This is a genomic window from Nesterenkonia maliinae, assembly GCF_051262655.1.
Lineage (GTDB): Bacteria > Actinomycetota > Actinomycetes > Actinomycetales > Micrococcaceae > Nesterenkonia.
The window spans coordinates 244,649-268,425 of the sequence record NZ_JBIMEY010000003.1 but is presented as its reverse complement, the minus strand read 5'-3'; the positions used below and the strand labels follow the sequence as shown (position 1 = coordinate 268,425).

At 69.9% G+C, this 23,777-nt stretch carries 16 protein-coding genes and 3 tRNA genes; 11 read left to right on the top strand and 8 right to left on the bottom strand.

All coding sequences use genetic code 11. The features are described 5' to 3' along the window. Nucleotides 1-68: 68 nt before the first annotated feature. The gene (locus ACHAA4_RS08185; RefSeq protein ID WP_435773678.1) at nt 69-1,436 is read right to left on the bottom strand and encodes a GntR family transcriptional regulator; all 1,368 of its coding nucleotides are present in this window, start codon (nt 1,434-1,436) and stop codon (nt 69-71) included. Nucleotides 1,437-1,642: 206 nt separating this feature from the next. Between ACHAA4_RS08185 and ACHAA4_RS08180 the strand changes: the two genes are divergently transcribed. Both ACHAA4_RS08180 and trxA read left to right on the top strand, forming a co-directional pair. Continuing rightward, a tRNA-Tyr gene (locus ACHAA4_RS08180) sits at nt 1,643-1,727 on the top strand. Between the two features lie 167 nt (nt 1,728-1,894). After that, entirely contained in the window at nt 1,895-2,281 is a 387-nt protein-coding gene (gene trxA, locus ACHAA4_RS08175) for a thioredoxin (protein WP_435773677.1), read from the top strand. 77 nt (nt 2,282-2,358) lie between these two features. On the opposite strand, the gene ACHAA4_RS08170 is transcribed toward trxA, so the two are convergent. Then, the gene (locus ACHAA4_RS08170) at nt 2,359-3,453 is read right to left on the bottom strand and encodes a DNA-3-methyladenine glycosylase family protein (RefSeq protein ID WP_435773676.1); all 1,095 of its coding nucleotides are present in this window, start codon (nt 3,451-3,453) and stop codon (nt 2,359-2,361) included. Nucleotides 3,454-3,592: 139 nt separating this feature from the next. Between ACHAA4_RS08170 and ACHAA4_RS08165 the strand changes: the two genes are divergently transcribed. From ACHAA4_RS08165 to ACHAA4_RS08140, 6 genes are all read left to right on the top strand, one after another. Further along, complete coding sequence (locus ACHAA4_RS08165) at nt 3,593-5,149, top strand: pyridoxal-phosphate dependent enzyme (protein ID WP_435773675.1); 1,557 nt, start codon at nt 3,593-3,595, stop codon at nt 5,147-5,149. Further along, nucleotides 5,146-6,303 carry a cystathionine gamma-synthase gene (locus ACHAA4_RS08160; RefSeq protein ID WP_435773674.1) on the top strand — a complete coding sequence of 386 codons (1,158 nt, stop codon included), beginning with the start codon at nt 5,146-5,148 and terminating at the stop codon, nt 6,301-6,303. The genes ACHAA4_RS08165 and ACHAA4_RS08160 overlap by 4 nt, the downstream gene beginning before the upstream one ends. Before the next feature lie 4 nt (nt 6,304-6,307). After that, entirely contained in the window at nt 6,308-6,934 is a 627-nt protein-coding gene (locus ACHAA4_RS08155) for an MOSC domain-containing protein (RefSeq protein WP_435773673.1), read from the top strand. Nucleotides 6,935-7,339: 405 nt separating this feature from the next. Then, nucleotides 7,340-9,412: a DEAD/DEAH box helicase gene (locus ACHAA4_RS08150; protein WP_435773672.1), complete on the top strand. Its 2,073-nt coding sequence runs from the start codon at nt 7,340-7,342 to the stop codon at nt 9,410-9,412. Nucleotides 9,413-9,553: 141 nt separating this feature from the next. After that, a tRNA-Thr gene (locus tag ACHAA4_RS08145) sits at nt 9,554-9,625 on the top strand. 99 nt (nt 9,626-9,724) lie between these two features. Continuing rightward, nucleotides 9,725-9,801, top strand: a tRNA-Met gene (locus ACHAA4_RS08140). Between the two features lie 130 nt (nt 9,802-9,931). Here ACHAA4_RS08140 and ACHAA4_RS08135 read toward each other — a convergent pair. The 3 genes from ACHAA4_RS08135 to nirD form a co-directional block, all read right to left on the bottom strand. Next, nucleotides 9,932-12,058: a DEAD/DEAH box helicase gene (locus ACHAA4_RS08135; RefSeq protein ID WP_435773671.1), complete on the bottom strand. Its 2,127-nt coding sequence runs from the start codon at nt 12,056-12,058 to the stop codon at nt 9,932-9,934. A gap of 304 nt (nt 12,059-12,362) precedes the next feature. Beyond that, a complete protein-coding gene (locus ACHAA4_RS08130; RefSeq protein WP_435773670.1) occupies nt 12,363-13,124 on the bottom strand; it encodes a sirohydrochlorin chelatase in 762 nt (253 codons plus the stop codon). A gap of 10 nt (nt 13,125-13,134) precedes the next feature. Continuing rightward, entirely contained in the window at nt 13,135-13,530 is a 396-nt protein-coding gene (gene nirD / locus ACHAA4_RS08125; protein WP_435773669.1) for a nitrite reductase small subunit NirD, read from the bottom strand. A 261-nt stretch (nt 13,531-13,791) separates the two neighbouring features. Between nirD and nirB the strand changes: the two genes are divergently transcribed. The 3 genes from nirB to ACHAA4_RS08110 are packed head-to-tail and all read left to right on the top strand — an operon-like array spanning nt 13,792 to nt 18,520. Then, nucleotides 13,792-16,545, top strand: a complete 2,754-nt coding sequence (nirB, locus tag ACHAA4_RS08120; RefSeq protein ID WP_435773668.1) for a nitrite reductase large subunit NirB — start codon at nt 13,792-13,794, stop codon at nt 16,543-16,545. Further along, nucleotides 16,542-17,357 (top strand): uroporphyrinogen-III C-methyltransferase, encoded by an 816-nt coding sequence (gene cobA / locus ACHAA4_RS08115; RefSeq protein ID WP_435773667.1) that lies wholly within the window; start codon nt 16,542-16,544, stop codon nt 17,355-17,357. Before nirB ends, cobA begins: the two co-directional genes overlap by 4 nt. Beyond that, the gene (locus ACHAA4_RS08110; protein WP_435773666.1) at nt 17,357-18,520 is read left to right on the top strand and encodes a uroporphyrinogen-III synthase; all 1,164 of its coding nucleotides are present in this window, start codon (nt 17,357-17,359) and stop codon (nt 18,518-18,520) included. Before cobA ends, ACHAA4_RS08110 begins: the two co-directional genes overlap by 1 nt. A gap of 25 nt (nt 18,521-18,545) precedes the next feature. Here ACHAA4_RS08110 and ACHAA4_RS08105 read toward each other — a convergent pair whose 3' ends face one another. From ACHAA4_RS08105 to ACHAA4_RS08095, 3 genes are read right to left on the bottom strand one after another with little or no spacing between them, the layout of a single operon-like run. Further along, nucleotides 18,546-20,075 carry an FAD-dependent oxidoreductase gene (locus ACHAA4_RS08105; RefSeq protein ID WP_435773665.1) on the bottom strand — a complete coding sequence of 510 codons (1,530 nt, stop codon included), beginning with the start codon at nt 20,073-20,075 and terminating at the stop codon, nt 18,546-18,548. Beyond that, nucleotides 20,072-22,336, bottom strand: coding sequence for a molybdopterin oxidoreductase family protein (locus ACHAA4_RS08100; protein WP_435773664.1), 2,265 nt, complete (start codon nt 22,334-22,336; stop codon nt 20,072-20,074). Before ACHAA4_RS08100 ends, ACHAA4_RS08105 begins: the two co-directional genes overlap by 4 nt. Further along, complete coding sequence (locus ACHAA4_RS08095) at nt 22,336-23,766, bottom strand: MFS transporter (protein ID WP_435773663.1); 1,431 nt, start codon at nt 23,764-23,766, stop codon at nt 22,336-22,338. Before ACHAA4_RS08095 ends, ACHAA4_RS08100 begins: the two co-directional genes overlap by 1 nt. Between the last annotated feature and the right edge of the window lie 11 nt (nt 23,767-23,777).

The following is a 23,777-nucleotide window of genomic DNA, read 5'->3' as shown; positions in this document are numbered from 1 at the left end:
CAGACGCGGCGACGCCAGGGCCGGGTCTTCACGGGCCGCCCCTGGCGTCGAGGGGTCGAACGGGTCCCTCAGACGAAGGTCGAGTTCAGCCCGTCCTCGGTGGCGTGGAGCACCAGCTGGGCCAGTCCGCCCAGCAGCTCCTTGTCCTCCGGCAGCTGGGCGCAGGAGATGCGCAGCAGCCCGGTGGGCTGCTCGGTCATATGGGAGCTGGTTCCGACGTCGGTGATGATCCCCTGCGCGCTGAGAGTCAGCGCCGCGGCGCGCTCGTCGGGGACCTGGACCCAGATCGCCCAGCTCGCCGGACCGGACTGCGCCGTGAGTCCGACCTCGGTGAAGGCCTCCAGGGCCATCCGTCGGCGGTTCGCGTAGCGGGTCTTGGCGCTGTTGAGCCTCCGCCCGGCGCCGGGATCGCGCAGCAGGAAGGCGAGCGTGTTCTGCAGGATCCGGCTGTTGGAGCTGACCCCGCCTGAGCGCTCTGCGATGGCCCCGTTGATGAGCTGCTTGGGCCCTGCCATGACCGCGGTCCGCAGGTCCATGCCGTAGGCGCGCTCGAAGCCGATGACGCGCAGCGTGCGCTCGGGCAGCAGCGTGTCCAGGGAATGGGTGAAAGGGTCCACCTCCGCGAGCGGCCCCAGCGGGTCCTCTTCGATGACGACGGTCTCGGGGGAGGACTCCAGCACGGCCGCGAGCTCCTGGGCGCGCTCGTCGCTCAGGACGTGGCGCGGGGAGAAGGCTCCCGAAGGGCTGTGCACGAACGCGCCGGCGCCGGCGTCGAGCGCCTCCCGCAGCGACTCGGGGATCGGACCGTGCTCATCCACCGACACTCCGACGGTGCGCAGGCCAAGGCTCTTGGGGACCGAGAGATAGCCGGGGGAGGCGGGCTCCTCCACGGCGATCAGGTCACCGCTGCTGGTGACGGACTTGGTCGCGAGCCAGAGCCCCTCGGTGGCGGAGGAGACCGCGGCGAAGCTTCGCGCCCGGGCACCCTCGGCCTGGGCTCCGAGCTTCTTCTCCACGGCGCGCTGCAGCTCGGGCAGGATGTGCTCCCGACTCCAGCTGTGCAGCTGCGGCTGCTTGAGGCTTCGCACGATGCCTTCCTCCAGGGAGGGCAGGAGCCGCGGATCGGGGCTGCAGTGCAGCAGATCGACACCGGACCAGCTGCGGAAGCTGGGCCCGCCGACGTCGCCGGGCTCCACGATGCGCGTCCCGCCGCGACGGCGGGTCTCGACCAGGTTTGATTCACGCAGCAGACTCCAGGCCTGGGCGATGGTGCCGACGCTGACCCCGATCTCGGTGGCGAGGTCACGGACGGTGGGCAGGCGCATGCCGCCGCTGAGCGTGCCAGCACTGATGAGCTCGCGCACCTGCTCCGCGATGCCATTGGGGCTGCGTTCACTCAGGTGTCGAGCCAGTGTCTCGGCCTCGATATCGGCCACGTTGCTCCTTGAAGGTGGGTGCTGGGAATGTCCATGCCTCATTGCGGTCGACCTGAACGGGATCGTGGCGCACGCATGGATGGTGTGTTCAACCCTACTCCCTGTGATGCATTCGGATTCGAAAATTTCCAGTGTTGTCGCTAAAGTAATGGGGTGCCTCTTACGGGGCGCCGAAAACTCCTTCGGGAGGGTTCGTGTGGTTGCACGGCAGATTACCCGAGCGGCCAAAGGGGGCTGACTGTAAATCAGCTGGCATCGCCTACGGGGGTTCGAATCCCTCATCTGCCACCACATCGAAACGGGACGGTTCGGATCTGAAGAGATCCGGACCGTCCTTTTTCGTGGACCCGGTCTGATGCGGCTCAGACATCGCTCTGGTTGCGCTGGGCGCTTAAGTGGTCCCATGCCAGCAGGGGGTGGGCCGACAAGGCGGAGCCGCTCGCGTAAGGTGGCGAGGCATGGCTACCACTGATCTGACCACTGCAGACTTCCAGCAGACCCTTGAGGACAGCGACATCCTGCTCGTCGACTTCTGGGCCGACTGGTGCGGACCGTGCAAGCAGTTCGCCCCGGTGTACTCCCAGGTCTCCGAACAGCACCCCGACGTGACCTTCGCAAAGGTCGACACCGAGGCCGAGCGCGAGCTTGCCGCCGCCGCGAACATCACCTCCATCCCCACTCTGATGGCTTTCCGCGAGAAGGTCCTGGTCTTCTCCCAGCCCGGCGCGCTGAACGCCGAGCAGCTCACCGAGGTCATCACCGCGGTGAAGGACCTCGACATGGCCGAGGTGCACAAGCAGATCGCCGAGGACGCGGCCGAGCAGGACACCAAGCCGCAGGGCTGATCTCCCCACCGTCGCGGCGACTCAGCCGCCGTCCCGCGCAGTGACTCAACTGCCCACCGGCGCAGCGACTCAGCCGCTCAGCGGCCCCGGTGATCGGCCGGGGTCAGCTTCGGCCCGTATTTCTGGTCCTGGAATCCGGAGAGCTTCAACAGCCGGATGACCCGCTGCCGGTGCGGCGCATAGGGCGCGAGCAGGCGAAGCATGCCGGCGTCGTCCGTGCGCGCACCGGTCATGGCGGCTCCGACGAAGTTGCTCAGGTGGTAATCCCCGACTGAGGGAAGATCGGCAGCCCCATGGGAGCGCTGCAACGCCTCGGCCACCGTCCACTCCCCGATCCCGGGGATCGAGCGCAGACGCAGCCCCAGCTCGGCCACCGACTCCGTCTCCACTCCGGTCCGCGCACTGAGCAGGTGGATCGTGGTGGCGCGCTCGGCCACCCGTTGGATGGTCTTGGACAGCGCCGGCTGGACCCAGAGCTGGTGCCACTCCCATGACGGAATCCGGCGCAGCGCCGGACCGGTCAGCGGCAGCCGCATCCATGGCGGCGTCGGCACCAGGGCCGATGCCGGCGCGGGCTCCCCGTGGCGGCGCAGCAGCTGTCGCCACCCTGTGCGCGCCTGATCGTGGGTGACCTTCTGCTCGAAGGTCGCCGTCACCAGCTGATCGAAGAGCCCGCCGGTGGCGGGCAGCCGGACGCCCGGATGGCGTCGACGCACCCTGACCAGCGCCGCAGAGAGCTGATCTCCGAGCGCATCGAGCAGCAGCTCGGTCTCCTGCCAGCTGTCCTGGGCCCCGAGGATCTGCGCGCCGCGCCGCGCCGCCAGACCGGACACCAGCTCGGCGCTGATCCCGGGCCCCGCCGCGGCCACCCGCACGCGCACCGTGGACGCGGTGCGCTGATCAAAGCGCAGCGTCGCCGCCCCGAGCGGCGCGCCGTTGTGGTCATAGATCCGCTGACACATCCACGCCCCGGCCCCGGGCGTCCCGCGCGGACCTCCGGTCATCGAGGCCGCGCCGGGGTCGAGCCGGATGCTCGGGTCTCCCGCGCCGCGCTGGAGCACCGAGAGCGTGCGGGGAAGATCGATCGGCCCGCCGAGATCCACAAGCCCCTCGTCCTCGTGCGCCGCCGGGGTCGACGCCGGGGTCGCTGCCGTCGTCGGTCCCAAGGTCATGGTTCCACTCTGGCACAGGGCAGGGACATCGCCCGGCTGCAGACGATCGCGAACCTCGCCGGCCCAGATCAGCGCGGTGACGTGTCGAAAGAAGACCGGAGCTGACTGATCCGCCGCCGAGGTCGGTAGAGTTGGCCGCATGAAATATGCCCAGTCCGTCGTCGAACTGATCGGCCGCACCCCCCTGGTGAAGCTGAATCGGATCACTGAGGGCGTCTCCGCCACTGTCCTTGTGAAGCTCGAATACCTCAACCCCGGTGGATCCATCAAGGATCGCATCGCGCTGAAGATGATCGAGGAGGCCGAGTCCGCGGGTCTGCTCAAGCCCGGGGGAGTGGTGGTGGAGCCGACCTCCGGCAACACCGGCGTCGGCCTGGCCCTGGTGGCCCAGCAGAAGGGCTACCGGGCGGTCTTCGTCACGGTGCCCAAGGTGGCCCAGGAGAAGCGCGACGTGCTGCGCGCATACGGCGCCGACGTCGTCGTAGGTCCTGCAGGGGTCCCTGCGGAGTCCCCGCTGTCCTACTACGGGATCTCTGACCAGCTCGCGGGGGAGATCAAGGGCGGCTACAAGCCGGATCAGTTCTCCAACCCGGCCGCGCCGAACTCCCACTACGAGACCACCGGCCCCGAGATCTGGGACGACACCGACGGCAAGGTCACCCACCTGGTGGTCGGCGCCGGCACCGGCGGCACCGTCACCGGCTCCGGGCGCTACCTCAAAGAGGTCTCCGCCGATCGCCCCGGCGGCCCGGTGCGCGTGGTGGTCGCCGATCCCGACGGGTCCATCTACTCCGGCGGCGAAGGCCGCCCCTACTTCGTCGAAGGCGTCGGCGAGGACATCTGGGTGAAGAACTACGACGCCTCGATCCCTGACGAGCATCACGCCATCTCCGACGCCGAGTCTTTCGCCATGGCGCGCCGGCTCGCCACCGAAGAGGGCCTGCTGGTCGGCGGATCCTCCGGCACCGCGGTCGCCGCGGCGCTGAAGATCGCCAGGGACCTCGGCCCCGAGGATGTGGTCGTCGCGGTGCTCCCGGACTCCGGTCGCGGCTACCTGGGCAAGATCTTCAACGACCAGTGGATGATCGACCACGGCTTCGGCGCAGTGGTCTCGAACTCCACCGGCGTGGAGATCAGCGTGAAGAGCTCCGCCGAGCTCAGCGAAGCCGTGACCAGCGGAATGATCGGCGCGGATCCGAGAGAAGACGACGCCGAGGGTGCGGCCACGAAGAAGGGGGACTCGGGCAGGGACGCCGAGCACGTCACCGCTTCCGACGTGCTGCTCGCGAAGACCTCGCTGTTCTCCGCCGCGATGCCCGAGGTGGTCTCGATCTCCCGGCAGACCACCCTGCGTGAAGCCGTCTCGGTGATGAACCGCTACGGCATCGACATCGTCCCGGTGATCGACCAGCCCGGACGGGTCGCCCGGATCGGCGAGGTCTACGGCGTCGTCGACGTCGCGCACCTCTCCGAAGACCTGATCATCGGCCACGCCACCCCCGATGAGCTGGTCACAGACCACCTGGACATCGACCTGCCGCTGGTCGGGATCACCGAGACCCTGCCGCAGATCCTGAAGAAGCTCAGAAGCAACCCCACCCTGCTGGTCGCCGAGAACGGCGACATCGTCGGGGTGCTCACCCGCAATGACCTGCTTGCGCACCTCTCTGGTGCCCAGGAGAAGGAGACCCGATGACCGAGAAACGCCACGGATTCGCCACCGACGCCATCCACGCCGGACAGGAGGTCGACGAGGTCTTCGGCGCAGTGGTGCCGCCGCTGCACTTCTCCACCACCTACGCCCCCGATGGGATCGGCAACCTGCGTCGCGGCTACGACTACGGCCGCGCCGGCAACCCCACCCGCACCTCGCTGCAGACCCAGCTGGCGGCGCTGGAGGGTGGGCGCCACGCCTTCAGCTTCGGCTCCGGCCTGGCCGCCGAGGACGCCATCATCCGCGCGGTGACCCGCCCCGGACAGCGGATCGTGATGGGCAACGACGCCTACGGCGGCTCTTACCGGCTGATCAGCCGGATCCACGGGGACTGGGGGATCGCGAACACTCCGCTGGACCTCACCGATCTGGACCGGGTCGAGGCCGAGCTCTCGGCTCCGGAGGCCACGCTGCTCTGGGTGGAGACCCCGTCGAACCCGCTGATGGCCATCACCGACATCGCCGCCCTGGCGAAGATCGCCCACGCGAACAACGCGCTGCTGCTGGTGGACAACACCTTCGCCAGCCCCTACCTGCAGCAGCCGCTGGCGCTGGGCGCTGACATCGTGGTGCACTCCACCACCAAGTACATCGGCGGACACTCCGACGTCGTCGGCGGCGCCGTGATCACCTCCGACGACGAGCTGGCCGCCTCCATCGGCTTCCAGCAGTTCGCCGTGGGCGCGGTCTCCGGCCCGCTGGACGCCTACCTGACCACGCGCGGACTCAAGACCCTGGCAGTGCGCATGGACCGGCACTGCAGCAACGCCCAGGCCATCGCCGAGCACCTGGTGGACCACCCCGCCGTCGAGCGTGTGCTCTACCCGGGGCTGCCCGACCACCCCGGCCACGAGCTGGCCAAGGCGCAGATGAGCGGCTTCGGCGGGATGGTCTCGATCCAGCTCGCCGGCGGAGAGGCCGCCGCACGCAAGGTCGCAGAAGGCACCCGGCTCTTCATCCTCGCGGAGTCCCTGGGCGGCATCGAGTCGCTGATGAACTACCCGCATGAGATGACCCACGCCTCGGTGCGCGGCACCGAGCTCGCCGTTCCGGAGAACCTGCTGCGGCTCTCCGTGGGCATCGAGGATGTGGCTGACCTGATCGCGGACCTCGACACCGCCCTCGCCGGGCTCTAGTCCGGTGTCCGAAGCCTCGCCGACCTGCCTGGCCGGCGCCGCGGACCGGCTGGGACTCACCGGTTCGGTGGACGCCGTCTGCGTGGTGCACCAGCTGGTCCCCGATGAGGTCGGCCAGGTCGGGATCAGCGGGATCGACAAGCGCCCGGTCCCCGGCCCGGTCCGCGTGCGCACCCTGGGGCTGCACGGGGATGTCCAGGCCGACCGCAAGCACCACGGCGGCACGGAGAAGGCCGTCTACGCCTACACCGCCGAGGATGCGGACTGGTGGGCCCAGGAGCTGGGCCGGGAGATCCCGGCCGGCAGCTTCGGGGAGAACCTGCGGATCTCCGGGATCGACCTCGACGGTGCCCACCCCGGTGAGCGCTGGCAGATCGGGGACCGGGTGGTGCTCGAAGCCACGGTCCCACGCATCCCCTGCGCCACCTTCGGCCGGTGGCTGGATCAGCCCAGCTGGGTGAAGCGGTTCATCGCGGCAGGACGGCCCGGGACCTACTTCAAGGTGATCACCCCCGGCACGGTGCAGGCGGGAGACCAAGCTGCCGTGATCGCCGTCGCGGAGGCCCCCGGCGCCACGATCCGCGAGACGGCGCTGCGCCGCGGCCCGGCGCAGTCCCGTCCCGACGACTGAAGCTCCGCGACTGGAACCCCCAGCTCAGGGACGCTGAGGGTGACGTTCGTCTCCAAAGGCGACAGTCACGGCTCGGCTGGGCTAGACTAAACAGGCATTCTCCGGATATTCCCGTTTTCTCTTGCTGACTCCGAGCGTGCCTCATCCACATGAGGCCGGACGCTCGTTGAGGGTTGTGTGTATCCACGGGTCGACTCCGGAGCCGACAAAGCGGCCGAGTCCCTGTGACTGATCCAGTCCCTTCCTAGAACCCTGAGCAACCTGTCCTGCCCATGCAGAGGCTGTGTGCCATGCCTACCGGCATGCCCAGCTTCTTCGAGCAGCGATGGTTGATTGCGCAAGGTCTTCTGGGACTGGATCTTCAGCGGGTTCACTCGATCGCATGACATGTGACGAGGAGTCAACATGACGATCCAGGACCATAACTCCCCAGAGCCCACTCCGGCCGAGGCCGAGACTGCCGCTGCGGCGCAGACCGCAGCGACCACCGAGTCCGGCGCGACAGAGACGCCGGAGACTGCCACCCCTTCTGAAGCAGCCCCCGCTGCCGATGAATCCACCCCGGCCGCCGAGTCCACCCCGGCCGCTGAGTCCACCCCGGCCGCTGAGGCGTCCGCCGCGGCGGCTCCCAAGGCCGCCGAAGAGTCCACCGGCCCGAAGTTCTCTGAGCTTGGCCTGGACCCGCGCGTGCTGCAGTCGGTGACCAAGCTCGGCTACGAGACCCCGTCCCCGATCCAGGCGCAGACCATCCCGCTGCTGAGCCAGGGTCGCGACGTCGTCGGCCTGGCCCAGACCGGCACCGGCAAGACCGCGGCGTTCGCGCTGCCGGCCCTGTCCCACATGGCTCGGGCCAACGACGCCGGAGAGCTGGGGAACTCCCCCTCGACTCTGGTGCTCGCCCCCACCCGTGAGCTGGCGATCCAGGTCGCCGAGGCGTTCTCCACCTACGCCCAGGGAGTCCCCGGCATCACCGTGCTGCCGATCTACGGCGGCTCCCCCTACGGCCCGCAGCTCGAGGGCCTGCGCCGCGGCGCCCACGTCGTCGTCGGCACCCCCGGTCGTGTCATCGACCACATGACCCGCGGTTCGCTGAACCTCTCCACGATCAAGCACCTGGTGCTCGATGAGGCCGACGAGATGCTGCGCATGGGCTTCGCCGAGGAGGTGGACCAGATCCTGGCCCGCACTCCGAAGACCAAGCAGGTCGCGCTGTTCTCCGCCACAATGCCCAAGGCGATCCGCCGGATCTCCGCGGACTACCTCAACGATCCGGTCGAGGTCTCGGTCAAGTCCAAGACCTCCACCGGCACCAACACCCGCCAGCGCTTCGTGCTGATCAAGCATTCGGCGAAGAACGAGGCGCTGACCCGGATCCTCGAGACCGAGCCGCACGACGCCGCGATCGTCTTCGTGCGCACCCGCTCGGCGACTGAAGAGGTCTCGAACAAGCTCGCCGCCCGCGGATTCCGCACCGCGGCGATCAACGGTGACATCCCGCAGAACCTGCGTGAGAAGACCGTGGAGAACCTCAAGTCCGGCCGCATCGACATCCTCGTCGCCACCGACGTCGCCGCCCGCGGTCTCGACGTCGAGCGCATCACCCACGTCTTCAACTACGACATCCCGCTGGACACCGAGTCCTACGTGCACCGCATCGGACGCACCGGCCGCGCCGGACGCTCCGGCGACGCCGTGCTGTTCGTGACTCCTCGTGAGAAGCGGATGCTGCGGTCCATCGAGAAGGCCACCCGCCAGCCGGTCGAGCAGATGTCCATGCCGACCATCGCGGATGTGAACTCCTCGCGGCTGGAGCGCTTCTCGGAGCGGATCACCGAGACCCTGGCCTCGGAGGAGCTCGAGGAGTACCGCGGTCTCGTGGCCTCCTACACCCAGGAGCACAACACTCCCGCCGAAGACGTGGCAGCCGCGCTGGTCGCCATGGTCCACGACGGACGCCCGCTGCTGCTCGACGAGAAGCGCGACGACGAGCTCGTCCGCGAGTCCAAGCGCGAGGTCGGCGAGGACCGCGCAGGCGGCGATCGTTCCGAGCGCCCGCAGCGTGATCGCGGACCGCGCACCGCCGGTCCGGGCAACGCGATGTACAAGATCGCTGTCGGTCGCCGCAACGGCGTGAACCCCGGACACATCGTCGGGGCCATCGCCAACGAGGCCGGACTGAGTGCCCGCGAGATCGGCGGCATCGACATCCGACCCACGCACTCCCTGGTGGAGCTTCCCGAGAAGCTCTCCTCCGAACAGTGGGCCGCCCTGGCGAAGACCCGCATCGGTGGCGAGCTGCTGAAGATGGAGCGCGACACCGGCGCTCCCTCCGGCGGCACCGAGTCCCGCGGCAGCTACGGCGAGTCCCGCGGCGGCTACGCCGGCAAGCGTGAGGGTGGCTCGAGCGATCGAGGCGGCCGCTCAGGCTCCGGCGACAGCCGATTCGGCAACAAGGATCGCAAGCCCCGCTGGAAGTGATCTCGCCCCCGAGAGGGGGTCCGGTCTTCACCGTCGCAGGTCTCGATCTGCGGCGGTGAAGACCCCCGGTCAGAGGAGACGCAGCTCACCTCGGATCGGTTTTTGAACGGTGCTGGACTGATGGTAGAGTTCAATGCTGTTGCCCCAATAGCTCAGTGGTAGAGCGCAGTCTTGGTAAGACTGAGGTCGCGGGATCGATTCCCGCTTGGGGCTCTGAATGAGAGCCCGCGCAGCGCAGAACATTGCGCGGCGCGGGTGTTTCTCATTCAAGCCGTTTCTTCTCCTCCGCAGCGGGGTGGGGGAACGGGGTTTGGCGGTGTAGCTCAGCTGGTTAGAGCGCACGACTCATAATCGTGAGGTCGGGGGATCGAGCCCCCCCACCGCTACCAAGACGCCGCACAGGCGAGAGAAACACCCCGGGCCCCACGCTTCACAGCGTCGGGGCCCGAGGTGTGTCACGGGCCGGGGGCCCGGCTCTCGCCGGGCCCTCGGCCGTTGAAGCTCATTCCTCGCGCGCAGTCAGGATGACGGGCCGCGCTCTTCCAGAGCCGCTTCGAGAAGCGTGACGAGCGCCTCGAGCTGCACGTCGGCTGAGTCGGGGATCTCCTCGTCGTTCCCGTCCAGCGCCCGTGCGGCCAGCCCGGCCTTGCTGTCGATGAGCTCGGCGATCTTCGTGTCCAGGGTCTGGGCGGCGATGATCCGCCACGCCGTGACAGGCTCCGCCTGCCCGATCCGGTGGATGCGGTCGATGGCCTGGGTCTGCTCGGCGTGGGTCCAGGACAGCTCCGCGAGCACCATGTTCGAGGCGACCTGCAGGTTGATGCCGACGCCGGCGGCCGTCAACGAGCACACGGCCACGGAGACATCCGGGTCGTTGGTGAACGCGTCGATGTGCTTCTGCCGGGCTGAGGCCGTCTGGTCGCCGCGGATGGAGGCGTACCGGATGCCCTGCTTGGCGAAGGTCGCCTCGGCGGTGTCCATGACATCGATGTGCTTGGCGAAGAAGACGACCTTGCCGGCGCTGCGGGCCAGCTGTGCGGCGTAGTCCGCCGCGAGGCCGGCCTTGGCCTGGCCGATGCGCCGCGTCATGGTGAACACGTTCTCGTTGGACTTCGTGGCCTTGCTCGCGCGCTCCTGTGCGGCGACCTGGCGGACCAGGGCGTGGTCTATGCCCTCGAGGACCTCGCCCGAGACCCGGGCCGCCACCGCACGGTCATAGCGTGTGAGGAGGCGACGGGCGAGGCTCTGCTCGGCGGCCCGGATGGACCGCCCGGCCTCGCCGTCGATCTCGACCGGGACGTCGGCCACTCGGCGAGCGGGCAGGTCGGCGGCGACATCCGCCTTGCGTCGGCGCACGATGCCGCGCTCGACCACGGCCGCGCGAGCGGCGGTGGAGAAGCCGCGGTCCGCCGGTGTCAGACCTGTCCGCTCCAGCGCGCCCATCAGCTCACCGATCGGCTTGGTCTCGTCGACCCAGCCGAGGAACTGCCAGATCGCCCGGAAGTCCTCGATGTCGTTGATCAGCGGGGTGCCGGTGAGGGCGATGAGCAGCGGGTCGGCGATCCGGGTGCGGATGCGCTCGGAGAGCTGCAGCACGTTCTGGGACCGCTGCGACTTCCGGTTCTTGATGTAGTGCGCCTCATCCACCACCATCCCGCGCAGACCCAGCTCGCGGAGCCAGCCCGCGTGCCGATCCAGCACCTCGTAGTTGACGATGATGATGTCCGCGAAGCCGTCGATCCGGTCGCCGTCGCCGTGGACCACCGTCGCGGGGCGGCGGGGCGTCCACAGCGCGGCCTCCCGCGCCCAGTTCATCTTCACGACGTTGGGCACGACGACGAGCAGCGGGTAGGCGTCGGCTGCCTGGGCGGCGAGCAGCGCCTGCGCCGTCTTGCCCAGCCCGGGCTCGTCGGCGAGCAGGAATGTCCGGTGTCCCGACGCCGCGGCGGCGACCAGCCGTGCCTGGTGCGGCATCAGGTCCAGCCCACGGGTCGCCCGGGTGGCGGACGGATCCGGCAGGTCCATGCAGGAGAGTGTGCCGCCCTCGGTGAAGGACTTCATCAGCGGCTCGATGAGCTCCCAGCCGACGAGGCGGCGGGGCGCGGCGGTGCGCTTGGCGACCGCGGCGTAGTCAGGTTCCAGGAACGGGTTCGCGAGCTGGCGAGACTCCACCGACACCGGGACCACCCGGCGCTGCGTGTCTGCCTTGGGTGCGACCGGTTCGGCGCGTCGGGCCGGTTCTTTCGGCACCTCGATGCCGGCCGACTCCAGGAGCTCTCGGCGCAGGGCGCGTGCACGGTCGGAGACGACGGCGTCGTCGGCGAGCAGCCCGAGCAGGGAGGGATCGCGGGCGGCAGTGGTCGCCAGGATGGTGGCGATGCCGTCGAGCCGCTTCAGCTCCTCGGCGCCCCGGGCCCCCGGCTTCGTCTCGGCCGCCTTGATGCGGGCGCGCTCCTCGCGCATGAGCAGCGCCACGACCTGGAACTTGGTCCGGGTCGAGGGGAGGTCGAGACCTTGCTTGACCGAGGACTCGACCTCGCGGACGACCTTGGCGAGCAGGTGGATGATGCCGCCGTCGTTGTTCTTGCGGGGCTGCCGGCGGGTGCGCGTGCGTGCGCCGTTCTGGCGCTGGGCTCCTCGAGCCACGGAGTCCTCCTAGGAGCGATGGGTCATTCGTGCCGGCGGGACGTGCCCGCGCGGCACCCGCGGCGGGGCGAGGGACGTCCGAGCAGCCTCGGCAGAGACGTCCCGGTGCGCAAGCTGGTCCACCGGATCCTGAGAAGAGATCGACGCGTGGAACGTGCCCCGCCGGGAGGGCCCCGCCAGCGTACCGCGTGCAGGGCGAATCTCAGCCCTCGGGAGAGCCTTCATGACGCGGATGAAGCCCGGACAGCGCTGCGACGTGGGCGAACACCGACGAGATTCATGGGGTCGCGCGCGGGCGGACGGGTCAGCGCGCCGCCTGCACTGCTGGGGTCAGTTCTGCCAGTCCTGCGCTGAACCGGTCCAGGATGATCTCCACCAGCTCCGTCGGGGCCTGCGTCGAGTCCTGCGGCAGCAGCGAGCTGGTCACTACGTCGGCGCCGGAGCGTTCGAGCATCTTCTGGAAGTAGCCCGGTGCCAGCAGGTAGCTGATCAAGACGACCCGGCCCTGTGCGGCCTGCCGCGCGTGCGCCACCGCGGTCTTCACCGCAGGCTCCGCGAAGGAGAGGTAGGCGTCCTGGACCGGGCGGCCCAGTCGGGCCTGGATCCGAGCCGCCATGTCCTGGCAGTCCCGGACGGCCGAGTGGTCGGAGGAGCCGGCGGCGGCGAAGATCAGGGTGTCCCGCGCGGAGTCCACTCCGGCCTCGCGCATCCGGGAAAGCAGCAGATCCACCAGCCGGTCATCCGGGCCCAGCGCGCCGCCCACGGTCACCGGGCGGTCCAGATCGGCGGTGTCCTCCTTGAGGTCCACGTTGACGTGGAAGCCGGCGGAGAGCAGCAGCGGCACGACGACGGCGGCCATCGCTTCCGGCAGGGCGGCCAGGCTGGCGGGGACATCGGGCTGCTGGACATCCACGTGCCCGAGCCTGACCAGATCTTCGAGGCCCCGCTCGGCGGCGACCTCGCGGACCCGGTCGGCCAGCTGGGTGACCAGCCGCTGACCTTCGGGGTTGGAGGTGCCGTGGGAGATGGCGAGCAGCGCTGCCGGATCCGCGGCGGTGCGGGTCATCAGAGACACCTCAGACTTTCACCTCGACGATTCCGGCCTGTACGCGCACCGGGTAGGACTTCAGCTGCAGAGCCTCGTCGCTGAGACACCGTCCGGTGGCCAGGTCGTAGGGCTGCTTGTGGATCGGTGACGCCAATGTGGGCCTGCCAGCCTTGGAGCCGACGATACCGCGAGACATCACATTCGCGCAGGCATAGGGATCCCACTGGGACACCGCGTGGATGGTCTCGCCCTGCAGCCGGATCAGCGCGATCTGCGTGCCCTCGACCAGCGCGGCCTCACCCCACATCGGCTCCAGGTCCTCCACCTGACACACCTGATGCCAGGTCGGCTCGACCGCCTCGGGACCGGAAGCGGTACCGGCAGCGGGGCTGGAAGTGGGCGTGGATGTGGTCGCGGTGCTCATGCCGCCAGCCTAGGCAGGCGCAGTTTCCGCGGGAACGCCAGCGTGTAAAGCCCTGATGACGCTGATCTCACCACCGCCCAGATCAAGATGAGGACCTTGTCATATTGGCTTTACAAACGCGACACCGCGTAGAAATCGGTTGTTCCTAGGCTGAGGCCAACCCTCGACGGTCCGGCGCACCCCTTTTCGAGCACGGAGGACCTCCGCCAGATCGACGTGAAGGCTCATCGCACTCATCGTCTACCGCGAAGGTGAACTCCCATGGACGCATCCACACACCCGGCCCCGGCCGAGGCCGAGCGGCACATCGCCGTCGTCGGCGGCGGCCCTGCCGCCCACCGGCTGACCGAGGCGCTCATCTCCCGGGACCCGGCTGGTCTTCGGATCAGCGTGTTCACCGAGGAGTCCTCCGCCCCCTATGACCGGGTGGCGCTGTCCCGACGCTTCGCGCAGGTCGACGACGAGCTGCTGCTGGGAGATCCGGCGCTCTGGGAAGACCCCCGGGTCGAGCTGCACACCGCCACCGCGGTGACCGCACTGGACGTGGAGGCCAAGACGCTGCGCACCGCCCACGGCGAGGTTCTCGGGTTCGACGAGCTGGTGCTGGCCACCGGCTCCTCGGCACCCCGACCGCCGATCGAGGGCAGCGAGCACATCGCGGTCTACCGCACCCTCGACGACGTCGACTGGCTGCGGCGGCGTGCCGCCGAGCTCAGCGAGGAACTGGGCCGACCGGCTCGCTGCACGGTGATCGGCGGCGGCCTGCTGGGACTGGAGGCGGCCGGAGGGCTCAAGGGCCTCGGCGCGGAGGTCACCGTGGTGCACTCGCGTCCCTGGCTGATGAACGCCCAGGTGGACGAGTACGGCGGCCGCACGCTGAACCGGCTCCTGGAGCAGGAGGGATACCGACTCCAGCTCGGTCACCGGCCCAGCCGGATGGCAGTGGACCTCGAGGCTCCCGCTGAGCGCAGCCGCTACACGCTGGAGTTCATCCAGTCTCCCGACCTCCCGGCCGACCTGGTCGTGGCCGCGATCGGCATCACCGCCCGGGACGAGCTCGCCGCCGCGGCAGGCCTCGACTGCGCCGAGCGCGGCGGGGTCGTCATCGACGAGACCTGCGCCACCTCGGCGCCGAACATCTGGGCCATCGGGGAGGTCGCGAGCTACCAGGGCATCTCCATGGGCCTGGTCGCCCCGGCCAACGCGATGGCCGAGGTCGTCGCCGACCGGCTCAGCGGGGGCGCAGCGTCCTTCATCGGCTTCGACACCGCTGCGAAGCTCAAGCTCGCCGGCATGGACGTGGCCTCCTTCGGCGACGCCTTCGCCGAGACCCCCGGGGCGCTGGAGGTGGTCTACGCCGACGCCGTCGGCGGGATCTATCAGAAGATCGTGGTCACCGACGACGCCACCACCCTGCTCGGCGGGGTCTTCGTCGGCGACGCCAGCCCGTATTCCTCGCTGCGCCCGCTGCTGGGCCGGGAGCTGCCTGCCGCCCCCGGCGCCTTCCTCTCCGCCGCCGGCGGCGGAGAGCTGGATCTGGAGCTGCCCGACGACGCCCAGGTCTGCTCCTGCAAGGACATCTGCGCGGGGCAGATCCGCTCCGCCGTGGCAGGGGACGAGACCACTCCCGCATGCACCGACATGGCCGCGATGAAGAGCTGCACCAAGGTCGGCACCCAGTGCGGCTCCTGCATCCCGATGGCGAAGAAGATCATGGAGGCGCAGATGCTCTCCCTGGGTCTCGACGTCTCCAAGGCGCTGTGCGAACATTTCGGGCACTCCCGCGCCGAGCTCTTCGAAGCCGTCCGCGCCACCCAGCTCACCAGCTTCACCGAGATCGTCTCCCGGTTCGGCACCCCCGCGGATGCGCGGCTCAACCTCGGCTGCGACATCTGCAAGCCGGTCGTGGCCTCGATCCTGGCCGCCCAGCACGGCGCCGAGTACATCCTCGAGGCCGGGCGCGGCACGCTGCAGGACACCAACGACCGGGCGCTGGCGAACATGCAAAAGGACGGCACCTATTCGGTGATGCCGCGGATCCCCGGCGGGGAGATCACTCCGCAGAAGCTCAAGGTGATCGCCGAGGTCGCGGCCGACTTCGACCTCTACACGAAGATCTCCGCCGCCCAACGGGTCGACATGTTCGGCGCCCGGCTCGAGCAGCTGCCGCAGATCTGGCGCCGGCTGGTCGACGCCGGCTTCGAGTCAGGGCAGGCCTACGGCAAGGCGCTGCGCAACGTGAAGTCCTGCGTGGGCTCCAGCTGGTGCCGCTACGGGGTCCAGGATTCGGTGGCCATGGGCATCCGTCTGGAGAACCGGTACCGCGGACTGCGCTCCCCGCACAAGATGAAGTTCGGCGTCTCGGGATGCGCCCGCGAATGCGCCGAGGCCCGGGCGAAGGACGTCGGGGTGATCGCCACCAGCGAGGGCTGGAACATGTATGTGGGCGGCAACGGCGGCGCCACCCCGGCCCACGGACAGCTGCTGGCCAAGGACCTCGACGACGCGACGCTGCTGCGCTACATCGACCGCTACGTCATGTACTACGTGCGCACCGCAGACCGGCTCCAGCGCACCGCGCGCTGGATGGAGGAGCTGCCTGGCGGCGTCGACCACGTCTATGACGTGGTGGTCAAAGACTCCCTGGGCATCGGGGAGGACCTCGAAGCGGCCATGGCCAAGCACGTGGACGGCTACGAGGACGAATGGGCCGCCACGCTGCGCGATCCGGAACGGCTGCGTCGCTTCCGCAGCTTCGTCAACGCGCCGGACGCCCCGGACACCGGACTGTCCTACGTGATCGAGCGTGGACAGCGTCGCCCGGCCACCGAGGAGGAGAAGGCCGACGCCGCCGCCGGGGAGGGTCCGGTGCTGCTGACCGGGCCGCGGATCCCGGTGCGCGAGGAGATGGCCCGCGAAGACGCCGCCCGAGCCGGCGGACACCTGGATCCGGAGCAGGCCCGCGAGGGCGCACCGGTTCCGAACAATCTGGCAACCGTGGAGGGAAGGTCATGATGGGTCTGGGAGAGGTGACACTGATCGGAGGCGGCCCCGGTGCCGCCGACCTGATGACCGTGCGAGCCCGTGACGCGCTGGCGATCGCCGACGTCGTCTTCTACGACCGGCTCGCGCCCACCGAGGGGCTGCGCGAGTGGGCCCCGGCGGCGGAGCTCTACGACGTCGGCAAGCGCCCCGGACATCACCGGGTGACTCAGGAGAACATCCAGGCGATGATGACCGACGCCGCGCGCAGCGGCCGACGCGTCGTCCGGCTCAAGGGCGGTGACCCGTTCGTCTTCGGACGCGGCTGCGAGGAGGTCGCCGCCTGCCGCGACGCCGGCATCCCGGTGACCGTGGTCCCGGGCATCACCTCGGCGATCGCCGTGCCCGCCGCGGCAGGGATCCCGGTGACAGCGCGCAACGTCTCGAAGTCCTTCACCGTGATCTCCGGACACGACCCGCTCAGCGAGCAGGAGCTCTCGGGCCTGGCCGCGCTGGGCGGCACCGCGGTGATCCTGATGGGCGTGGGCACGCTGGGACACACCATGGCCGGGCTGCAGCGCCACGGGCTCGCCGGGGAGACCCCGGTGGGGATCGTGGAACGCGGCTTCAGCCCCGACCAGCGGGTGCTCATCGCCCCGCTCGGTGAGATCCTCGGGGTCGCAGCCGAGGCCCGGCTGCGCTCGCCGGCCGTGCTGGTGATCGGGGAGGTGGTCCGGCTCGCCGCGACCGAGCCCTGCTCCGGTGAGGCCCGCAGCGACACCGACTCCTCCCCGGCGGTCGCCGGGGAACAGGTGATCCGCGCGATGGCCGGGGCGGTGCTCTGATGACTGCAGTCACCTCCTCCGGCGCCGGGTCGGCCGCTGCTCCAGAGTCGGCGGCCGCCGTCCCGCAGACCCTGGCCGGCTTCCGGATCGGGGTCACCTCTGACCGGCGCAGCGAAGATCTCATCTGCGCGTTCCAACGCCGTGGGGCCGAGGTGATGCATGCCCCGGCGCTGCGGATCGTCGCGCTGACCGAGTCCGTGACGCTGCAGCAGGACACCCGCCGGGTCATCGAGGCCGCGCCGGACTTCGCGATCATCACCACCGCCTACGGGATGCGCCGCTGGTTCGAGGCCGCCGACGCCTACGGGCTGGGCACGGAGCTCTTGGAGGCCTTGGAGCAGGCGACCATCCTGGTGCGCGGACCCAAGGCCCGCGGGGCGGTGCGAGCCGCAGGACTCGACGACGACGGCTCCGCCGAGGATGAGCGCACCGCCACCGTGGTGGACATGCTGCTGACCCGGGAGGTCCGCGGCAAGACGGTGGCCCTGCAGCAGCACGGTGCCAGCGATGATTCGCAGATCGAGCGGCTCCAGGCCGCCGGCGCCACAGTGGTCACCGTGCTGCCCTACACCTGGACCAAGCCCGATGAGGATTCGGACCTGCTGCGCATGATCGACGCGGTGATCGAGCGTCAGCTCGACCTGATCACCTTCACCGCCGCTCCCGCCGTGGAGGCGTTCCTCTCCGTGGCGCGCCAGTACGGCAGGTCCGAGGCGCTGGTCGGGGCGCTGCGCGGGGACGTGGTCTCCGTGGCAGTGGGCGCGGTGACCGCAGGCCCGCTCTACGACGCCGGGCTCAGCCCGATCATCCCCTCCCGCTGGCGGCTGGGCGCGATGATCAAGCTGGTCTGCGACCACTTGGAGGAACACCAGACGCTGCGCATCACCACTCGGCACGGGCCGGTGGAGATGCGCGGCGCCGAGGTGCGCCTCCCGCAGATCACCGATGAAGCCGTACGTCTGCCTCCGGGGCCGCTGTCGCTGATGCGGGCGCTGGTCAAGGCCGAGGGGGCGGTGCTCTCCCGCGAGCACCTGATGCAGCTGCTGGTCCAGTGCGATTCCGAGCATGCCCTGGAGATGTGGGTCTCCCGGCTGCGCAAATCGCTGCCGGTCAACGGACTCGTGAGCACGGTGGTCAAACGCGGATACCGGATAGCCGTCTGAGCTGCTCAGGCGTTCGCCCACGAACTCAGGCGTTCGCCGCCGCCGGGAGCTGCTCCTCGGCGCGCAGCAGCTTCTCGATCCGCACATGACAAGTGCCGCAGCCTGTGCCGGCCTTGCAGGCCGTCCCGACCTCGGCCACGGTGGAGGAGCAGGCGGCCGCGTCCTGCACCTGGGCCAGGGTCGTCCCGGCGCACCGGCACAGGACGTCCTGCGGGCCGAGCTGCGCCTCGCGGGTCGCGTGCTCGGCGGCCAGCAGCGCGGTCCGATCGGTCACCGGGATCGTCCCGCGGCCAGCATGCATCGCCAGCTCAGCGGCCGAGCGAGGCATCCCGACCGAGACGAAGCCGAGCAGCCGGTCCTCGTCCGAGACGATGCGGAGGTACTGTCCGCCCTTGGGATCTGACCAGGTGGAGACGGTGGGCGAGTCGGGGTTCCAGGGGTCCACGTCGGTGGTCCCGGCGCAGGCGATGTTCAACGTGTGTGACTTCAGCAGGATGACGTCCAGGCCGGTGGCCGCCGCAAGGTCGACAGGGGCCCCGGAGGCATCGCGTTCCAGGGTCTGCTCCAGCCCCAGGTCCTCCCGCAGCGCCTGCGCGACGGTGCCGGCGTGCTCCCAGCCCGGGGCGATCAGCCCCGCGGAGACCTTTCCGGCCACCGTCGCGCAGTCGCCGACCGCGAAGATCCGCGGGTCGCTGACGCTGCGGCAGACCTCATCGGTCATCACGCCCCACCGGGTGGCCAGCCCGGACGCGGCGGCCAGCTGATCCCGGGCGCGGACGCCGGTGCAGGTGACCAGCAGCGCGGCGGGCAGCTTCTCGTCCAGCGAGGTGCGCACCGCGCACAGGCTGCCGGACTCTGAGATCACCGTGGTGATGTCGGCGGCCGCCCGCACCTGGACCCCGGCACGGATCAGCTCGCGGCGCAGCAGCATCCCGGCGTCGGTGTCGATCTGCCGGTTCATCGGCACATTGCCGCGGTGCACCAGGGTCACCGGGGCGCCGACCTCGGCGATCGCCAGCGCGGCCTCGACGCCGAGCACGCCTCCGCCGAGGACGATCACCGGCTCGCCGCGCAGTACGACCTCGGCGAGGCGCAGCGCGTCACCCATCTCGCGCATCGCCAGAATCCCATCGGGGAGCCCGCTGGGCCGCACTTCGGCGTCGATGGCCCCGCCGCGGCGGGACTCCACCTCGAAGTTGGGCGTCATGGGTTCTGCACCGGTGGCCAGCACCAGCCGGTCATAGTGGATCGTTCCGCCGTCGTCGAGCGTGACCTGCCGGGTCTCACGGTCGATCGCGGTCGCGGTCACCCCGGTGCGCACCTCCACGCCGGCCTCACGCAGCGATGCCGGGTCACTCAGGGCGAGGTCGGAGGGCTGGATCCGGCCCACCGAGACATCTCCGATGCGGATCCGCTGATAGGCAGGCTCGGCCTCGGAGCCGATCACGGTCAGCCGCAGAGCGCCGCCGGAGACCTCTTCGAGGAGCTCATCGATCAGCCGGGCGGCGACCGGGCCGAATCCGAGCATCAGCACGTGGGGGACGGAGCGGGTCATACGGCTGCCTCCAGGGACGTGGCGGGACGGATCCGGACGGGGGTGTTCTTGAACTCCGGCATCTTCGAATGCGGATCGGTCAGACCTCGGGTGAGCAGGTTCGCGGCGCTGCGGCCGGCGAAGTGGAAGGGAGAGAAGATCGTGTCTGCGCGGATCCCGGCGTCGAGGACGACCTTTGCGGTGAGTGCGCCCTGCGCGTTCTCGACCACCGCGAATCCGTCCTCGACCAGCCCGAACTGACGCGCGGTGGCTGGGTGGACCTGCACCGTGACCTGCGGGTGCGCGGCGTCCAGGGCCGGCACGCGTCGGGTCTGGTTGCCCGACTGGTAGTGCTCCATCAGCCGTCCGGTGGTGAAGGTCAGCTCCTCGGCCCGCGGCGCCGCCTGGGCGCGCGGCCGGATCGCGCGCAGCACCGCCCGACCGTCGGGGTGGGCGAAGCGTGAGGCGAACATCCGCGGGGTCCCGATGATCGGCTCCCCGGTGCTGGTCAGCTCGTCGGAATGGTCGGTGCCAGAGGCGCTGAGCTCAGAAGCGCTCAGCCCGGCGTGGTCCGCCCCGGCAGCAGGTGCCGCAACGGCGGGGTGCGGCCAGTAGCCGGCGTGACCGGCGTCGAGCAGCTCCCAGCTCATCGCGGAGTAGTCGGCCGCCGCTCCTGCGGTGGCCCGGCGGATCTCCTCGAAGACCTCCGCCGGGTCGGTGGAGAAGCCGGTGGGGGTGCCCAGTCGGCGGGCCAGCTCGGCGAAGATCCACAGCTCGGAGCGGCAGCCCGAGGGCGGGTCCACCGCGCGACGGCGGCGCAGCAGCCGACCTTCCAGGCTGGTCATGGTGCCGTCCTCCTCGGCCCACTGCAGGACCGGCAGGACGACGTCGGCTTCGGCGGCGGTCTCGGAGAGGAAGAAGTCAGCCACCACCAGCAGGTCCAGGGCGCGCAGGTTCTCCAGCACCCGGGAGGTGTCGGGCGCGGAGACCGCCACGTTGGAGCCGTGCACCAGCAGCGCTCGGACCCCCTCCGGGCCGTGCTCGGTCCGGGTGCCCATGGTGTGCAGCAGCTGGGTGGCGGCGATGCCGGGACCCGGAATCGCCTCGGGCGCCACGTCCCAGACCTCGGCGATGTGCGCCCGATCGGTGGGGGAGGTGATCGAGCGCAGCCCGGGGAGCTGGTCCGACTTCTGTCCCATCTCGCGTCCGCCCTGCCCGTTGCCCTGCCCGGTGAGGGTGCCGTAGCCGCCGTGAGCTCCGGGGAGTCCCAGGATCAGCGCCAGGCTGATCGCGGCCCGGGCGGTGTCGGTGCCGTCGCGGTGCTGCTCCACCCCGCGTCCGGTGAGGATGAACACCGGATCCCCGCCCTGGCGGGCTTCCGCGGCGGCGGACCCCAGGCGGCGGGCGATGAAACGGATCTGATCCGCCCCGACTCCGGTGTCGGCCTGGGCCCGTTCGGGCCACCAGGCCGCGGCGGACCGACGGAAGTCCTCGGCGCCGCGGACCCGCTGCGCCAGATAGTCCTGATCGGTGTAGCCCTCGTCGAAGAGCACGTTGGCCAGCGCCAGCAGCAGCACCAGATCCCCGCCGGGGGCAGGGGCCACGTGGAATCCGGCGCCATCGGCGGTGAGCTCCGCGGTGGCGCTGCTGCGCGGGTCCACCACGATCAGCCCACCCTTGGACCGGGCTCCCTCGAGGTGCTGCACGAAAGGAGGCATGGTGTCTGCCACATTCGAGCCCAGCAGCAGCACGGTGCAGGCGGCGTCGAGATCGGTGAGCGGGAACGGCAGGCCGCGGTCCAGTCCGAAGACCTCGGTGGAGGCCTTGGCCGCCGAAGACATGCAGAACCTGCCGTTGTAGTCGATCTGTGAGGTGCCCAGCGCGACCCTGGCGAACTTCCCCAGCGCATAGGTCTTCTCATTGGTCAGGCTGCCCGAGCCGAACACCCCGACGGCGTCCCGGCCATGGGCGGCCTGGATGCTGCGCAGCCGCCCCGCGATCAGGTCCAGCGCCTCCTCCCAGGAGGCCTCGCGGAAGCTGCGCGCGCCGTCGTCGTCGGTCTCGGCGATCATCGGGGAACGGAGCCGGTCGCTGCGTGAGGTGAGCAGCTCCGCCGCGGTGCTGCCCTTCCGGCACAGCCGCCCGCGGTTGGTCGGGAACTGGGCGCCTTCCACGGTGATGCCGGGCTCGGGCGCCTCGTTGATCTGCAGGGTCATCGCGCACTGCAGTGCGCAGTAGGGGCAGTGGGTGGTGACCTCTCGGGTCTTCGCGGGGGTCGGCATCAGACGTTGGCGCGGGCGAAGACGGTGCCGGGGCGCATGTAGACCACCCAGGTGAGCCCGGCCAGGGCGATGTAGCAGGCGGCGAAGACCCAGAACGCGGTGTCGAAGGAGCCGGTGGACTCGTTGGAGACCCGCAGGATCTGCGGAATCGCGAAGCCGCCGTAGGCGCCGATCGCGCCGATCAGGCCCAGCGCTGAGGAGGCCTTGCGCTCGTGCCCGACCCGATCGGCAGGGTCCACCGAGAGTCTGAAGACCACCGGGATCATCCGGTAGCTGGACCCGTTCGCGACCCCCGTGAGGGTGAACAGCGCCAGGAACAGCAGCAGGTAGATCCAGAAGTTCGCCATCGAGAGCGTCAGCACGACGGCGGCGGTGATGCCCGCCATGGCCAGGAAGCTGGCGATCGTCACCCGGGCACCGCCGACCCGGTCGGCGAGCTTGCCTCCGAAGGGACGGGCGAGCGAGCCGACCAGGGGACCGAGGAAGGCCAGCGACAGCGCCGCGCCGAGGACCTGGAAGCTGGAGAACTCCGGGAACTGGATGTTGATCAGGGTCGGGAAGACCGAGCCGAAGCCCATGAAGGAGCCGAAGGTGCCGATGTAGATCAGCGAGATGATCCACAGGTGCTTCTCCTTCAGCGCCGAGAGCGAGCCCTTGATGTCGTTCTTGGCGTGAGAGAGGTTGTGCATGTACTTCCGCGCGCCCCAGGCGGCGAGCAGGATGAAGGGGATCCAGAAGAGCCCGGCGGCCGGCAGGTTCGGCTGCAGCGCGCCGAAGGCGAACGCGGTCACCACGATCGGCACGGTGAACTGGGCGACGGCGACGCCGAGGTTGCCGCCGGCGGCATTGACGCCCAGCGCCGCGCCCTTCTCCCTGGCCGGGTAGAAGTAGGTGATGTTGGCCATCGAGGAGGAGAAGTTGCCGCCGCCGAAACCGGCGGCCGCGGCGATGACGAACAGCGCCCAGTTCGGAGTATCCGGATTCCCCAGGGTCAGCGCCATCGCGACGGTGGGGATCAGCAGCAGCAGCGCGGAGATGATGGTCCAGTTGCGACCGCCGATCATCGCCACCATGAAGCTGTAGGGCACGCGCAGGGTCGCGCCGACCAGGGGCGGCAGCGAGACCAGCCAGAACTGCTCGGAGGTGGTCAGATCGAAGCCGACCATGGGCAGGAAGACCACGGTCACCGACCAGAGCTGCCAGACCGCGAACCCGAGGAACTCGCAGAACACGCTCCAGATCAGGTTGCGCCGCGCGGTCGGCCGTCCCGGGCCCTCCCAGAACTCGGCGTTCTCGGGCTGCCAGTTGGTGATCCAGCGGCCGTCCTCGACCAGGAGCCGATCGGTGGGAGCGGCGGCCGTGGTCTCGACCGCAGCCTCGGCGGCCAGACCGGTGGGTGGAGCCTCGGTGGTGGAGATCTGGGGGTTCATCGCGATGTCCT